This is a genomic window from Microcoleus sp. A003_D6 (assembly GCF_036702825.1).
GTDB lineage: Bacteria > Cyanobacteriota > Cyanobacteriia > Cyanobacteriales > Microcoleaceae > Microcoleus.
On the sequence record NZ_JAUBWA010000152.1, the window covers coordinates 1 to 13,560 of the forward strand.

At 45.4% G+C, this 13,560-nt stretch carries 17 protein-coding genes; 10 read left to right on the plus strand and 7 right to left on the minus strand.

From position 1 onward, the window contains the following. Positions 1-73: 73 nt before the first annotated feature. The 3 genes from QUB70_RS28215 (at position 74) to QUB70_RS28225 (ending at position 1,359) form a co-directional block, all read left to right on the plus strand. Positions 74-427: a HesB/IscA family protein gene (locus QUB70_RS28215; protein ID WP_332984881.1), complete on the plus strand. Its 354-nt coding sequence runs from the start codon at positions 74-76 to the stop codon at positions 425-427. 125 nt (positions 428-552) lie between these two features. Further along, on the plus strand, positions 553-969 hold the full coding sequence (locus QUB70_RS28220; protein ID WP_332984882.1) for a tetratricopeptide repeat protein: 417 nt from the start codon (positions 553-555) through the stop codon (positions 967-969). 192 nt (positions 970-1,161) lie between these two features. Beyond that, positions 1,162-1,359: a hypothetical protein gene (locus QUB70_RS28225; protein WP_332984883.1), complete on the plus strand. Its 198-nt coding sequence runs from the start codon at positions 1,162-1,164 to the stop codon at positions 1,357-1,359. A gap of 167 nt (positions 1,360-1,526) precedes the next feature. Here QUB70_RS28225 and QUB70_RS28230 read toward each other — a convergent pair whose 3' ends face one another. Beyond that, positions 1,527-3,158, minus strand: a complete 1,632-nt coding sequence (locus tag QUB70_RS28230) for a DUF3352 domain-containing protein (RefSeq protein ID WP_332984885.1) — start codon at positions 3,156-3,158, stop codon at positions 1,527-1,529. A 148-nt stretch (positions 3,159-3,306) separates the two neighbouring features. Here QUB70_RS28230 and thyD point away from each other — a divergent pair, with 148 nt between their 5' ends. Next, positions 3,307-4,233 (plus strand): thylakoid membrane protein ThyD, encoded by a 927-nt coding sequence (gene thyD / locus QUB70_RS28235; protein ID WP_332984887.1) that lies wholly within the window; start codon positions 3,307-3,309, stop codon positions 4,231-4,233. A gap of 598 nt (positions 4,234-4,831) precedes the next feature. Here thyD and QUB70_RS28240 read toward each other — a convergent pair. Beyond that, entirely contained in the window at positions 4,832-5,470 is a 639-nt protein-coding gene (locus QUB70_RS28240) for a PadR family transcriptional regulator (RefSeq protein WP_332984888.1), read from the minus strand. A 527-nt stretch (positions 5,471-5,997) separates the two neighbouring features. Here QUB70_RS28240 and QUB70_RS28245 point away from each other — a divergent pair. Then, positions 5,998-6,648, plus strand: coding sequence for a Uma2 family endonuclease (locus QUB70_RS28245; protein WP_332984889.1), 651 nt, complete (start codon positions 5,998-6,000; stop codon positions 6,646-6,648). Positions 6,649-6,785: 137 nt separating this feature from the next. On the opposite strand, the gene QUB70_RS28250 is transcribed toward QUB70_RS28245, so the two are convergent. After that, positions 6,786-7,727, minus strand: a complete 942-nt coding sequence (locus QUB70_RS28250) for a glutathione S-transferase family protein (protein WP_332984890.1) — start codon at positions 7,725-7,727, stop codon at positions 6,786-6,788. 235 nt (positions 7,728-7,962) lie between these two features. Next, positions 7,963-8,865 (minus strand): hypothetical protein, encoded by a 903-nt coding sequence (locus tag QUB70_RS28255; protein ID WP_332984891.1) that lies wholly within the window; start codon positions 8,863-8,865, stop codon positions 7,963-7,965. 156 nt (positions 8,866-9,021) lie between these two features. On the opposite strand from QUB70_RS28255, the gene QUB70_RS28260 reads away from it, so the two are divergent. The 4 genes from QUB70_RS28260 to QUB70_RS28275 all read left to right on the plus strand — a co-directional run bounded on the left by QUB70_RS28260 (position 9,022) and on the right by QUB70_RS28275 (position 11,195). Beyond that, positions 9,022-9,246: an addiction module protein gene (locus tag QUB70_RS28260; protein ID WP_332984892.1), complete on the plus strand. Its 225-nt coding sequence runs from the start codon at positions 9,022-9,024 to the stop codon at positions 9,244-9,246. Between the two features lie 3 nt (positions 9,247-9,249). Then, positions 9,250-9,465, plus strand: a complete 216-nt coding sequence (locus QUB70_RS28265; protein WP_332984893.1) for a type II toxin-antitoxin system RelE/ParE family toxin — start codon at positions 9,250-9,252, stop codon at positions 9,463-9,465. A gap of 305 nt (positions 9,466-9,770) precedes the next feature. Next, positions 9,771-10,712: a class I SAM-dependent methyltransferase gene (locus QUB70_RS28270; protein WP_332984894.1), complete on the plus strand. Its 942-nt coding sequence runs from the start codon at positions 9,771-9,773 to the stop codon at positions 10,710-10,712. Between the two features lie 141 nt (positions 10,713-10,853). Further along, on the plus strand, positions 10,854-11,195 hold the full coding sequence (locus QUB70_RS28275; RefSeq protein ID WP_332984895.1) for a hypothetical protein: 342 nt from the start codon (positions 10,854-10,856) through the stop codon (positions 11,193-11,195). Between the two features lie 230 nt (positions 11,196-11,425). On the opposite strand, the gene QUB70_RS28280 is transcribed toward QUB70_RS28275, so the two are convergent. Beyond that, positions 11,426-11,737, minus strand: a complete 312-nt coding sequence (locus QUB70_RS28280) for a HigA family addiction module antitoxin (protein WP_332984896.1) — start codon at positions 11,735-11,737, stop codon at positions 11,426-11,428. Between the two features lie 221 nt (positions 11,738-11,958). Between QUB70_RS28280 and QUB70_RS28285 the strand changes: the two genes are divergently transcribed. After that, positions 11,959-12,336, plus strand: coding sequence for a DUF433 domain-containing protein (locus QUB70_RS28285; RefSeq protein ID WP_332984898.1), 378 nt, complete (start codon positions 11,959-11,961; stop codon positions 12,334-12,336). Between the two features lie 183 nt (positions 12,337-12,519). Here QUB70_RS28285 and QUB70_RS28290 read toward each other — a convergent pair whose 3' ends face one another. Further along, positions 12,520-12,831: a HigA family addiction module antitoxin gene (locus QUB70_RS28290; protein ID WP_332984899.1), complete on the minus strand. Its 312-nt coding sequence runs from the start codon at positions 12,829-12,831 to the stop codon at positions 12,520-12,522. 49 nt (positions 12,832-12,880) lie between these two features. Then, positions 12,881-13,159 (minus strand): type II toxin-antitoxin system RelE/ParE family toxin, encoded by a 279-nt coding sequence (locus QUB70_RS28295; RefSeq protein WP_332984900.1) that lies wholly within the window; start codon positions 13,157-13,159, stop codon positions 12,881-12,883. Positions 13,160-13,560: the final 401 nt, after the last annotated feature.

The window sequence follows — 13,560 nt, forward strand, 5'->3', positions numbered from 1 at the left end:
CAATTCGCCCGGCGGTAGTAAATCAAAAATGTAAAGCCGTCCTCAAAGGACGGGGTTTCTACCCAGAATTTTGATGACTCAAGCCATTTCACAAAAGCGGGGCATTCAAATGACGGACTCTGCTGTCCGTCAAGTTTTAGCTCTGAGAGAAAAACAAGGTAAAGACCTCTGCTTGCGCGTAGGGGTGCGCCAGGGCGGATGCTCTGGTATGTCTTACGTGATGGATTTCGCAGACCCCAGCACTGTGAAAGCGGACGATGAGGTGTTCGACTACGAAGGTTTCCAGGTAGTGTGCGATCGCAAGAGCATTCTTTATCTCTACGGTTTGGTGCTCGACTTCAGCGATTCCATGATCGGCGGCGGCTTTAAGTTCACCAACCCTAACGCTACTCAAACTTGCGGCTGTGGCAGTTCTTTTTCTGCATAAATTGGAAAATAGGGCATTGGGGATTGGTAATTGCTAATTGCTGAGAAGGCCTCGGACTGCCTTGCTGCGTCCCGCACCCAATGCTCTTTCCCATCTAAAATCTCAAATCTAAAATCTAAAATCGAATGACCCCTGAAGAATTGTTTAAAGACGGTTTCGATCGCTACCAAGCTGGCGAAGCCCCGGCTAATCTGATCCCCGTGTTTAAAGAAGTGTGCGATAAAGCTCCCAAAAATGGCAATGCCTGGGCTAGCCTCGCGTGGCTTTACCTTTTAGAAAATAAACCCGCACCGGCTCAAAAGGCAGCCAAAACCGCCGTTAAATTGAACCCTCACGACCCGCAAGCTCGCATCAACCTAGCAGTAGCAATCCTCGATCTCAAAGAAAAAGGAGTGCGCCCCCACGTAGAAGTGGCTCAGCAACTGCTGATGGCTTCCGAAGAGTTGCTCGATGAAGTTAAAAAGAATTTTGAAGAAGGATTAAGCAGAAAACCGGACTGGAAGAGTCTCGCCCGCGTCAAACAGTGGCTTTTTGAACCCTAGCCGCGCAAACAAGCCGATTTTTGGGCGGGGATCGAGGAAATCGGCTTTGGGATTTATTACGACATCGTAATAAATCAATAAATAACTTTATGGAAAACTCAGGAAGTCAGTGCTAGTATTTGAAAACTTAGACGATTCACAAAGTCCGACGGAATACAAGCTTAGTTAATTAGTACCAGGAGTTGTAAGACTATGAGCACTGAAAGTCACGTTAACATCAAGCCAGCAACCCGCAATCACAAAGGTTTCTTTATTCAGCCAGCGTCTTACAAGCTTATGAGCATTGATAAGTCCGGTTGGGCATTGATTTGCATGGACAAAGCAGTTTGTCACTATGTAGATCCGGATGATTTGCAATTGCCGAATAAATCTGGAATGTCTGAAGGTTAATTCTGAAGTTTTGAGAGACTTTAAGATGCTTTATTTGAGTAGCTGCCCTCCATTGAGGGCAGCATCTTTTTTGGTACGTTTTTTTGTACGAAGGAAATTAGGCAACGCGCCGCGTACGGGATTTAACGGATAGAAGGAAGAATTACAAATTCCCGATTCCCGATTCCCTAATTGTTAGATTTCAAGGCAAAAAGCATTTCAAGCTGAGCTGTTGTCGGTTCTGTCGAAGCTGTGGCTACGCTAATTCCTCGGAGAGAATTGAGCAATTCAGCGACGGGCGGCGAAACTAAATTTGGCTGTACTGCGAGCAAATAACGGTTAGCCCAAGACATAGTTTTTTCCATATCTATGTAAAAGTAACCTTGGTTGACTTGCGGTAAAGAAGTGGCGATCGCCTGAAAACTCGGACTGCTGCTTAAGGGCTGCGGCGGCGTAACACTAATCACATCAACTAAAGGCCCGCCGAAAGCTACAAACATCGTATTTTGATTCAGCCAGCCGTGCCCGAATAAAGTCCCTTGCTGGGGTATTGTCCACTCCGTAACCTCCTTTCCTTGAACTTGTCGGGGGGCGATGCTGACTGTAGGATTGCTTTTGGCGATCGCATCGAGTTTTTTCAGGGTTGCTTCTGCCGCGGGGCGATCGCTCGTTTCAAAAATCATCGCCGCCCCCATGCCCAACTGAGACAAAATACCTTGCTCCGAACCGATCGCCCCGATCGCAAATTCCCCATTCATCCAACCAAAAACATCACGATCCGCATCCAAATCCAAGCGTTTAAAACTATCCCTCACCTGCTGAACTCCCCTGTCAACTTCCGGGCTAGCTTTTGCCTCAGCGGTTGCTTGCGACCAAATTTTATCGATTCCCTTGCCGCCGACTAAAGCAATAGTTTCGCCGGGAAATCTTGGTAACAATTTCGATGCGAATTGTGGATTTTGCTGCGCGAATTTCGGGTCTAGCTGAGCGATAGTTTTTACCCTCAATCCCGCACTGTCCGCGCCAATTCCCGCTACCAGAGACTTGACTTGTTTGAACTGCGAAAACACTGTCCAAGGCAACTGGATATCTGCGGGCAAATTAGCTTTCAATTGCTCAATTGCCGCAGGATAGTCAGCAATATAAACAGTTGCGATCGGATTCTTGACACCCGCACTCTCTGCAAAAAACTTAGTTGTGCTCTGCTGGGTAGCGAGGGAGGGTTCTCCTTTAAAAGTATCGATCGCCAATTCCACAGGCTTTCTCAAAGGAGCCATCACTAATTGGTCGTTGAGCAAAGCCACACTGTAGCGCTTGCCGGTTGGCTCTGCAATCTCAGAAATTTTAACTCCTTTATACTCGGTTTCTTGAGTAGTTGCACCTTGCTGAGATTTTAATTTATTCGCAAAATTCCAAGCGCTAATTTTATTTTTGACGCTGACTACAACCAGCAGCTTAGGAGGCTCTGTTTTCGCCGCAGTATCAGGGGGCAACAAAGCGACCATCACCCCCCCCAGCCAAGGCTTTAAGTCCCTGTCAAAGTCGATTTGAGTGCCTGCCAAGCTTTGTTCTTGAAAGGTCTTCAAACCCAGGCCGACCAACTTTTGAGCCCCAGGGGTGCCAAATCGCTGCAACTCGGCCAACGCTTGGGGATTGGGGGAAATGAACGCGGCCATCATGGCTTCGTCAGGTATAACTTTGGCACTCTCTTGAGGGTTGAATACTTTGTTGTTCAAACCCTGGAAGTAGAAGTAGACCGCGGCGCTACCTGCTGCGACGATGGCGGCAGCAATTAGAAGCTTTGGTTTTTTTGCAGGCATTGTTTTTAATCCTCGCGTCCTTTATCAGTTTAATGAAAATACACTTGGCTTGTGTGGAGGCGATCGAGGCTGCTCTTGATTTTTGTATAATTCAAAACAAGTTTGGACGATCGTCTAAACTGCTAGAACTGTGCATTATTGGTAAAAGATGAAAGTAGCGATCGCGGGAGCAACGGGATTTGTAGGCAGCCGGCTGGTGGAAAAGCTGCAAGCTGCGGGACATCAAGTGGTGGTTTTGAGCAGGGATGCGGCGAAGGCTGGCCGAGTTTTTCCGGCTTCAGCTTATCCGAATTTGGAAGTTGTCGCCTACACTCCAGCGGAGTCCGGTGAGTGGCTGCATTCGATCGCGGGCTGCGACGCTGTTGTCAATTTAGCTGGGGTTCCGATTGCTGAGGAAAGGTGGACCCAGGCGCGCCAGCAAGCAATTCTGGACAGTCGCAAACTGACGACGGCAAAATTGGTCGAGGCGATCGTCAATGCTAATCCTAGACCATCTGTGTTTGTTAGCGCATCGGCGATCGGCTATTACGGAACCAGCGAAACCGCTGAGTTTGACGAAACTAGCCCTGCGGGAAACGATTTTTTAGCAGCAGTCTGCAAAGACTGGGAAGCAGCCGCCCAACCTGCAAAAAATGCGGGCACGCGGTTAGCAATTTTGCGGCTGGGAATAGTTTTGGGAATGGGAGGCGCGTTGGCAAAAATGCTGCCACCTTTTAAACTATTTGCAGGCGGGCCGATTGGGACAGGAAAACAGTGGTTTTCTTGGATTCACCGCGAGGATGTGGTTGATTTAATTTTGTACGCTTTGCAAAATTCGCAAGTTGAAGGCGTTTTGAATGCGACAGCACCAAATCCGGTGCGGATGAATGAATTGTGTCAAACTTTAGGGGAAGTTTTGCAGCGGCCTTCTTGGTTGCCGGTGCCAGGTTTTGCTTTAGAAATGCTGTTGGGAGACGGGGCAAAAGTTGTTTTAGAAGGGCAGAAAGTGTTGCCGAAACAAACTTTGGCTAGCGGTTTTCAATATCAATATCCGACGCTGAAATTAGCACTCGAAGAGATTTTATCGGGAAGTTAATAACTAGCCGAATCCTCGTTGTCCAAGAAACCGGGTTTCTGCGAGAATTTTGGCATCTTCACGCCTGATTTAGTTAAGAAACCGGGTTTCTGAATCCTCATGCGCCTAGTCCAAGAAACCGGGTTTCTGCGAGAATTTTGGTATCGTCACGAGATTTTCCGAAGAAACCCGGTTTCTGAATCCCCGAGCGCCTAGTCCAAGAAACCGGGTTTCTACGAGAATTTACGCATCCTCACGAGATTTAGTTAAGAAACCCGGTTTCTGAATCCCCGCGCGCCTAATCCAAGAAACCGGGTTTCTGCGAGAATTTTGACATCTTCACGCCTGATTTAGTTAAGAAACCCGGTTTCTGAATCCTCATGCGCCTAGTCCAAGAAACCGGGTTTCTGCGAGAATTTTGGTATCGTCACGAGATTTTCCGAAGAAACCCGGTTTCTGAATCCCCGAGCGCCTAGTCCAAGAAACAGTTAAGCTGTCGCGCAGTTAAATTGCATATTCGAGGCGGCGGGACGCCCACCCCACTCATTGTTTGATTGTTTTTTGACATACAATTTAAATGCAGAACAGCTTATTCCGGTGCAGCCGGAATTGATATCACTTATTTCTCAGCAAGAATCCCGTAAATATCTCGTTTAACTTGTTCTAAAAGCTCGCGCACCCGATTGATTCGCTCAACATTGCCGCTGCGAGCAACTTGCATCACAGCAGCAGCTAATTCTGTTGTGACATTCCGCAACTCAATAAACTCTTGGGGCTTACCCATCATTACGGTTTTGAAGGCATCCCAAGGAGAGCCTGAAGTTTCCTGTTGGGCACGCTCTGCCAAGAGTTGTCTGCCCTCATCAGTAATCGTGTAAATCTTCTTACCGCCTTCCTGTGTGCTGCTTAAATAACCACCGTCTTCCAGCATCTGGAGTGTTGGATATACTGAGCCGGGACTGAGACGGCGGAAACCGCTATTGTGGGTTTCCATTTTTTTGATCAAGTCGTAACCGTGAGCAGGGTGTTCGGATAACAATTCCAGCAGGATGAACTTGATGTCACCCCGACGAGTCCGGTGTTCGTCTCCCCACCCGCGACCAAATACTTCATCGCCAAAGTGCTTGCCAAAGTGCTTGCCATGATGCTTGCCGTGTTCCTTGCCATGCTGGAACCAATGACTGATAAGCGATAGATCCTCTTCACTGACTCCTGCCGATACAAGTGCCGGAAAGTGGAAACGAAAGTGTCTAAACATATGTGAATCCTAAATCAACTTTCTTTACTATACGATATATCGCGATATATCGGTAACTGTTATGTAAAGATTTGTAAAGATACGGTGCTTGAGTTTTTTGGTTTCTGGAAAAAGCCTGTCCTCGTTACCAGGAAGGAGTCTGGGAACGAGCTAAACCCAGTTTTTGAGTCCCCGCGCGACCATCCAAGAAACCGGGTTTCTGCGATAATTCTGGCATCTTCACGCCCGATTTTGTTAAGAAACCCGGTTTCTGAGCCCTGCGCGCCTCAGCCCAGAAAGCGGGTTTCTGCGATAATTTTTGCATCCTCACGCCCGATTTGGGTAAGAAACCCGGTTTCTGAATCCCCCGCGCGATCGCCCATAAACTACATCAAGATAGATAAACCTGAGCATTAAAATCGCAAATGAAGGAGAAGAAGTTTGGTAAACTATGTCCCCGAATGAGGTCATTTCATCAGCCTCAATTTAGAGCCTCATAACTTATTTCATGTTATGATAAAATCACTTGAGAGCAGAAGGGAACGACAATGCAAACCCAAGAAAAACCAGCAACCGAAAAGCAACCACAAACCGAAAAACGCTACTACACGCCAGAGGAATATCTCGCATTAGAAGAAAGTGCGATCGACAAAAGTGAATACCGTGATGGGGAGATAGTACCAATGACAGGCGGAACAGCAAACCACAACAAAATCGCTGGGAACTTTTACAAAAAATTTCCCTCGACTGTGAATGGTCAAGATTACGAGACATTTATCAATGACGTGCGCCTGTGGATACCCCTAACTCGCCGCTACGTCTATCCCGATATCATCGTCATTCAAGGAGAACCAGTCTATCAAGGAAGTAACAAAACAATAGTCACCAATCCTCTGCTAATCGTCGAGGTTTTATCCAATTCAACCAAAGACTACGATCGCGGTGGTAAATTTCTCGCCTATCGCTCAATTCCTGAATTTAAGGAATACATTTTAATTGAACAGTATAGATATCACATTGAGCAATTCGCCAAAAACTCTAATGACAAATGGGTATTAACAGAATATGATTTAGAGGAATCGGTATTAACCCTAGAATCTGTAGAATTTCAAATGCCACTTAGGGAAATTTACGCACGAATTAATTTTGATATCAAAGATGAAGAAGTGAACGAGCCAACAAGTGAAATTGAAGAATAAGAGAATAAGATCGAGTCCGTCCCATAATCCAAGAAACCGGGTTTCTGCGACAATTCTGGCATCTTCACGAAATTTTACGAAGAAACCCGGTTTCTGACTCCCCACGCGATAATTCTGGCATCTTCAGCGAGAATTTGTTAAGAAACCCGGTTTCTGAGCTCTGCGCGATCGTGAGCTTTGAGCAAATTCCCCACATCGGGCCCAGCGGGGATAATGCAGCCGGGATTCAGCGGGAACAAATTGCCGTAATAATCGCGCTTCACAGCCTCCAAATCGCAAGTGCCAGCAACTCCCGGCAACTGGTACAAATCGCGCAGATAAGCTCCCAAATGCTCGTAATCCTGAATGCGGCGCACGTTGCATTTGAACAAGCTGTAGTAAACTGCATCAAAACGGAATAGAGTAGTAAAAAGCCGCACGTCTGCTAAAGTCACCCGATCGCCACAAAGGTAACGACTCCTCAAGAGCGATCGATCGATCTCGTCTAAAACAGCAAACAATTCACTGCAAGCCGAGTCATAAGCAGCTTGAGATTGGGCGAAACCGCAGCGATAAACGCCGTTATTCACCGATTGGTAAATCTTCTCATTCCACTCGTCAATTTGCGATCGCAAATCCAGAGGATAAAGATCCATTTGAGGATTGCTAGCAAACTCGTTAAACTCCGAGTTTAGCATCACAATAATTTCCGAACTCTCGTTATTGACGATCGTCTTTGTCGAGTCATCCCACAGCACCGGCACTGTACACCGCCCCTGATAGCCCGGTAAAGCCAACTGGTAAATTTCCGGCATCGTGTTGCAGCCAAAAGTCTCCGACTCCAGCACCCACATTCCCCCTTCAGAGGGATAGACAACAGATACGGATATCGCATCTTCCAGCCCTTTGAGCGCCCTCGTCACCAGAGTGCGGTGCGCCCAAGGGCACCCTTTACCCACAAACAGGCGATACCGTGCCGTGGCGGGCCCGTGAGGGTTGTCTGGTGCAGTGCTGACAAAGTTGCGGAAACTGCTGCTGGGGCGAATGTATGCTCCCGTGCGATCGGGCGGCGCTAGTTTTGACATCATTAATTGCCACATTGATGTCCAGACAAATTTGCCTAGCTTGACTGTTACGGATGAAGGAAGCGATTTGTTTTTCACAATGCGATTAAAAGAGGTTTGCTAAACATAATTTGCTTATTTTAACTCACATTGCGATCGACGGTTTCTTAATCCCTCTCTGCTACGACTTAATTTGTAAGGCTGTAGGGACACGGCAGTACTGTGTCCCTACCCGATATCTGTACTTCACTCAACTGAGAAATGCTATATTCTAGTATCTGCCAAAGGCTATTTCGCGATAAGCTCGATCGATCAATTGGCGAGCAACTGTCTGAATTCCCGTATGTTCGTAATAATTGGTAGTCATGTCCAAAAACGCAGCGACATAATCCAATTTGTCATCGGTAACATCAACGTATTGCTTGAGATTGCCTAAAACAGTGGCGGGAGTTAAGCCGCGAGACTGTACTAAATTGTTCATCCAGCCTTGGGCTGAGGCGAAAGTTGCTGTCACAAATCCAAACTTTTGTGAATTATTTGCGCCGGGAATTAGGTTGCTGATATTTTGGAATGTTGAGTTTTGCTGCAAGGCTGAAGGATTCAATCCGCCTAGGGTATTTTGCGCTACTCGAATGAAGTCCGGGCCGAGGGGAATTAAACCGTCAGCGCATACTAATGCAGCCATCCGCATCAGAGATTCGCCTTTGTACTCTGATAAATAATTACCAAAGCTTCCCACATTGTCAAGGGAAATGTTGTTAAGTTTGCAGAAGGCAATTAGCTCGATCGCCACTTTGACGCACAAGTCGATCGTTTGAGTTGTGTCAGCTTTGGGAGTGAGGCGGCTCATGAAAGAGAGAAAGCCGATTTTTTCGCCAATTTTATTCGCCATAGCCGTTGCACCTAACGCACTGTCGGCGCTGTCTGCTAACTGGTAAAGCCTGACTGCGCCTTGATATGGCTCGTTGGGGTTGGCGTAAAGCTCGATCGCCCGATCGCGAATTTTGTTGACTAAAGTGCGATCGGTTTCCCCTGTCACCGCTTGAATAGTATTATCAAAACCCGTGAGATTATTCCACTCGCCCGGAACCACAAAATCCAGAGATTTCAGCATCATCACAGTGATACCACCAGACGGCAAATTGTCAACCAATTCCACAATAGACTTGCTCATCACAAACTCCTGAATAGCCAGATTTAAAAGTGTTCTATCAAATACTCCAACTTCGGGAAAAGGGATTCCAGAAAACTCTAAATTAGGAAGAATGCCTGCGGTTAATAGTTTTGAGTTATAATAGTCTACTAAGTCCTTGGCGCTTAACTCAAATTTATGGATTTCACAGCGACTTTAAATCAAATCGTCTCCCTCAGCGTTCAAGATAGAATTCGTCTTGTACAAGCAATCTTGGAAAGTATAGCGGCAGAACAGGTTCACCCCGACCTTACAGAGTTTCAAAAGCAGGAACTCGATCGCCGAATAGATGATAGTAAAGCAAATCCTGAAAATGTACTGACTTGGGAAGAAGTTAAAGCTTCAGTCAAAGCACGAAAATGAACTATGAACTATGCTTTGGTGTTCCATCCAGAAGTTCGTGAAGAAGTTGATGAAGCATACAGTTGGTATGAAAGCCAGCAACTAGGACTCGGTGACGATTTTTTAGACTGTGTTGATGAAATGCTCGATCACATTTGCCAGATGCCGGAGTCCTATCCAGTTGTCTATCGCGATGTTCGGCGATCGGTGGTACGTCGCTTTCCCTATGCTGTGTATTAGACCTCTTGCAAAAATAACTAGGACGGGCAAGATGCCCATCCCACAAAATTTTTTTTCTTGTGGAATGGGCATCTTGCCCGTTCCAGAATTTGATTAAAAGGATTTTTGCAAGAGGTCTATTATCGTATTGTATCAAGCCGAGTGATAGTATTGTAGGGTGCGTCAGCCCTTTCTCGTTTCCCTTGTAAGTGTAAGTGTTCTAGCTGACGCACCCTACAGGCCTCGTTAGTGGTTTAAATGCGTAACAGCTTAATGACGTTACCGTGGTAAAATAACTATCGCCAAATAGAAACAAATAAAATAATATGACTGCTGCTGTTAACACAACTCCAGGATTAGCATCGCGCTTAGTAAATGGCGTACTCTCCATCAAGCCTTTGGCTAATCTAGCCAAGCACCAAGCGCGGGAAATGATGATAAAAAGAGGAGAAAAAATCGGAGTGCATTGGCGACAAGAATCCCAAGCACTTTTAGCTCGAAATTGGGATGCAGAATTGCTCAGCGTGCAAAATCCCGATCTTGTTTACCCGAAATATTATCTAACTTCATTTCACGCTTACGAAAAAGGTAATATGAGCTGGGAAGCTGCAACAGAAGTTGAAGTTGCCGCCCGTACAGTTCACGCGGGAATTTGGCCGGAAGCGGGTGCAGAAGGCGATGCTAAACTCCGCGCCAGCTATCACGAAGTCATCAAATCTCAAATTGCTTCTTCACCGCAAGACATTGTAGATTTGGGATGCAGTGTGGGAATGAGTACCTTTGCTCTTGGGGAGGTTTACCCGGAAGCGAAGATGACTGGGGTGGAGTTGTCTCCTTATTTCTTAGCAGTTGCTAAATACCGTTCCCAACAGCGAGAATCTGAATTGTTAAATCAAAAATCTCCGACTTGGGTTCACGCTGCTGCTGAATCTACTGGCTTGCCTGCGGCTGCTTTTGATTTAGTTTCTATTTGTTTAGTTTGTCACGAATTGCCGCAGAAAGCTACTAGAGAAATATTCCGGGAAGCGAGACGTTTGCTGCGCGTCGGCGGACATTTGACAATTATGGATATGAATCCTCAGTCGGAAGTTTATGCCAAAATGCCTCCTTATATTTTGACTTTGCTCAAGAGTACGGAGCCTTATTTGGATCAGTATTTTGGGTTAGATATCGAGCAAGCTTTAATAGATTCTGGTTTTGCCCAGCCGACAATAACTGGCAATACAGTCCGACACCGGACTATTGTTGCTGAGGCAATAAATAGTTAAGGTTGGTGTTTGCAAAATGTTGGCGCTTGATGACACTTAAAATGTGTATTAGATCGCAACTGTGGTACAATTAACAGTTCTGCTGCTTGTGCAATGCTTTGCTGGAAGTGATACATTCCCAAATCGAAAAGAAACGAAATTATGGGTTATGACCTGCACATCACTCGCGCCGAAAACTGGTGCGAGAATGAGGGAAAAGAAATAAGTGAGAACGAGTGGCGCGCCCTAATTGATTCGGATGCTGAACTTCGTTTAACTGGCTTTGCTGAAGCGACTTCACCGCAAGGCGAAACGATAAGATATGAAAATGCACTTTTAGCTGCGTGGTCAGGGCATCCGAAATTAGATGTCGTCTGGTTTAATTATAGAGGCGGCAACGTCGTTATCAAAAATCCCGATGAGGCAACGCTCGCCAAGATCCAGCAAATCGCACAAAAGTTCAATGCAAAAGTTCAAGGTGATGACGGTGAGACGTATAATTAACCCGAAGGCGACCAACAAGCAGCAGAACAAGGCGCTGCACCAGACTGCCTACAGCTTCGGCTTTCGCTCGTTCCTCGCTTTAGTTTACGCTTTCGGCTGCGGGTGAGCTTGGTCGTTATGCCGCTTAAGTTATCGGTGAGCGTGCAGTTAGTTAAATCAAGTTGTAGAGTGCGTTAGACATTGATTATTTCGATTTGAAGAGGTTTTCCGAGCTGACGCATCGGTGGACACTATGCTACCGTAGATACTTTTTTGTACTCTTCACTGTGTTTTTGCACTGCATCCCAGATATCAACTTTTTGCTGAAGATTCAGCCAAAGTTGAGGGCCATTCCCTAACGCTTTCCCAATCCGAATTGCCATGTCTACTGTAACTGGTCTTTGACCTAAAACAATTTCGTTGACACTGCGGCGGGATACACCAAGTATCTCAGCAAACCTGGTTTGAGTCATTTCAATATCTTCAAGCACATCTGAAATGACCTCGCCCGGATGTACTGGTCTTACTTTCCTCCCTTGAATCATGTTTTGTATGTCTTTCATGCAACTTTCCTTACGGTTTAAGTTAAATTTTAGGTGGGTTTACTGAGCTTGTCAGATGAGATACAATAGAGTCGAAGCCTAAAAGGTTAAGCTGTTACGCATTTAAAATAGTATTGTAGGGTGCGTCAGCCCTTTCTCGTTTCCCTTGCAAGCGTCAGTGTTCTAGCTGACGCACCCTACAGGTCTCGTTAGTGGTTTAAATGCTCCACAGCTTATAGGTTATGACTCCGGTATCCGACAAACAAGCGACTATTATCCGTACAGAACGAGGACTGACGATTTCAGGCACTCGACTGACTCTATATGATGTTATAGATTTTCTGAAAGCTGAGTATTCACCAAAATTGATTCGTAATAAATTTAACCTGACCGACGATCAAATTAACGCTGCTCTGTCTTATATTGAAGCAAATCGCACTCAAATCGAAACTGAGTATCAACAGGTATTGCAAACAAGAGCAGAAATTCGCTCCTATTGGGAAAATCGCAACCGCGAACGGTTCGATCGCATTGCAATGATGCCGCACAAGCCCGGACAAGAAGCTCTTTGGGCAAAACTTGAGGAGCAAAAAGCGAGACGTGCAGCACAGAAACAATGACTTTCCTAGTTGACTTTAATCTTGACGGCTATGCTCTTCTTTTGCTCGGAATCTTGACAAAACTCGGTTGGCTTGAACTCGTAAAGTCTTGAGCAAAATGCCGTGAAACTACTTGCCGGAGCAGGTAAGATGTCTAGACCGCAATTTAAACTTTGGTTAGCAATCTCATATTACCATATCGCGCTATGCTACCGTAGATACTTTTTCGTACTCTTCACTGTGTTTTTGCACTGCATCCCAAATATCAACTTTTTGCTGAAGATTAAGCCACAGTTGAGGACCATTCCCTAACGCTTTTCCAATGCGAATTGCCATATCTACTGTAATTGGTCTTTGACCTAAAACAATTTCGTTGACACTGCGGCGGGATACACCAAGTATCTCAGCAAACCTGGTTTGAGTCATTTCAATATCTTCAAGCACATCTGAAATGACCTCGCCCGGATGTACTGGTCTGACTTTCCTCCCTTGAATCATGTTTTGTATGTCTTTCATGCAACTTTCCTTACGCTTGAAGTTAAATTTTTAGATTTGGTTTTATGGGCTAGTGATAATCTTCGATATCTATATCGTATGCGTTGTTATCCTGAAATGTAAAAGTTATACGCCAGTTACCTGATACCTTTATTGACCAAGTTCCCTGTCTATCACCTTTAAGCTCGTGTAAATCATAGCCTGGTATTCTAATATCATCTATAATTATTGCTGTATCTATTACTTCAAGTCTTGCTCTTGTCCTTTTTTCAAATTCTTTAGGGATACCTTTTGCATTACCTTCCTTGAATAATCTTTCTAATGCTTTACTTTTAAAAGTTTCTATCATATAAAATAATCCTTAAATCTAGGCTAAATATCCAGTTCATAGCACTTATATATATTAATTAAAAGTTTGTGTAACCTTTGAGATTACTTTACTAATGTAACCTATGAGGTTACAGATGTCAAGCCTAAAATGATTGCAAAATCAAAAATCGCTCCAATCTACTAACAGGGCTGGATCGGGGAAAACGAAAAAGCGATCGTAGCGGCTGAGCTAAGCGGATGGTGTTGGCAGTCAATGACGCTCCAAAACTGGATTCGATCGCACTAGGGGTACAATTAACCGTTAGACAGCAGTCTGAGCTACAACATTGTGATACAAGCCTAAAACCCACATTCCGCAGATGTGATTCATCTTACTGGTATTTTTGAGAAATTCCAGCCATCCAACTTTTTTAGTCTAAT

Excerpts from the sequence above, each read along its gene's own strand:
- QUB70_RS28215 (WP_332984881.1), top strand. The coding sequence starts at position 74 with ATGACTCAAGCCATTTCACAAAAGCGGGGCATTCAAATGACGGACTCT.
- QUB70_RS28220 (WP_332984882.1), top strand. The coding sequence starts at position 553 with ATGACCCCTGAAGAATTGTTTAAAGACGGTTTCGATCGCTACCAAGCT.
- QUB70_RS28225 (WP_332984883.1), top strand. The coding sequence starts at position 1,162 with ATGAGCACTGAAAGTCACGTTAACATCAAGCCAGCAACCCGCAATCAC.
- QUB70_RS28230 (WP_332984885.1), bottom strand. The coding sequence starts at position 3,158 with ATGCCTGCAAAAAAACCAAAGCTTCTAATTGCTGCCGCCATCGTCGCA.
- thyD (WP_332984887.1), top strand. The coding sequence starts at position 3,307 with ATGAAAGTAGCGATCGCGGGAGCAACGGGATTTGTAGGCAGCCGGCTG.
- QUB70_RS28240 (WP_332984888.1), bottom strand. The coding sequence starts at position 5,470 with ATGTTTAGACACTTTCGTTTCCACTTTCCGGCACTTGTATCGGCAGGA.
- QUB70_RS28245 (WP_332984889.1), top strand. The coding sequence starts at position 5,998 with ATGCAAACCCAAGAAAAACCAGCAACCGAAAAGCAACCACAAACCGAA.
- QUB70_RS28250 (WP_332984890.1), bottom strand. The coding sequence starts at position 7,727 with ATGTGGCAATTAATGATGTCAAAACTAGCGCCGCCCGATCGCACGGGA.
- QUB70_RS28255 (WP_332984891.1), bottom strand. The coding sequence starts at position 8,865 with ATGAGCAAGTCTATTGTGGAATTGGTTGACAATTTGCCGTCTGGTGGT.
- QUB70_RS28260 (WP_332984892.1), top strand. The coding sequence starts at position 9,022 with ATGGATTTCACAGCGACTTTAAATCAAATCGTCTCCCTCAGCGTTCAA.
- QUB70_RS28265 (WP_332984893.1), top strand. The coding sequence starts at position 9,250 with ATGAACTATGCTTTGGTGTTCCATCCAGAAGTTCGTGAAGAAGTTGAT.
- QUB70_RS28270 (WP_332984894.1), top strand. The coding sequence starts at position 9,771 with ATGACTGCTGCTGTTAACACAACTCCAGGATTAGCATCGCGCTTAGTA.
- QUB70_RS28275 (WP_332984895.1), top strand. The coding sequence starts at position 10,854 with ATGGGTTATGACCTGCACATCACTCGCGCCGAAAACTGGTGCGAGAAT.
- QUB70_RS28280 (WP_332984896.1), bottom strand. The coding sequence starts at position 11,737 with ATGAAAGACATACAAAACATGATTCAAGGGAGGAAAGTAAGACCAGTA.
- QUB70_RS28285 (WP_332984898.1), top strand. The coding sequence starts at position 11,959 with ATGACTCCGGTATCCGACAAACAAGCGACTATTATCCGTACAGAACGA.
- QUB70_RS28290 (WP_332984899.1), bottom strand. The coding sequence starts at position 12,831 with ATGAAAGACATACAAAACATGATTCAAGGGAGGAAAGTCAGACCAGTA.
- QUB70_RS28295 (WP_332984900.1), bottom strand. The coding sequence starts at position 13,159 with ATGATAGAAACTTTTAAAAGTAAAGCATTAGAAAGATTATTCAAGGAA.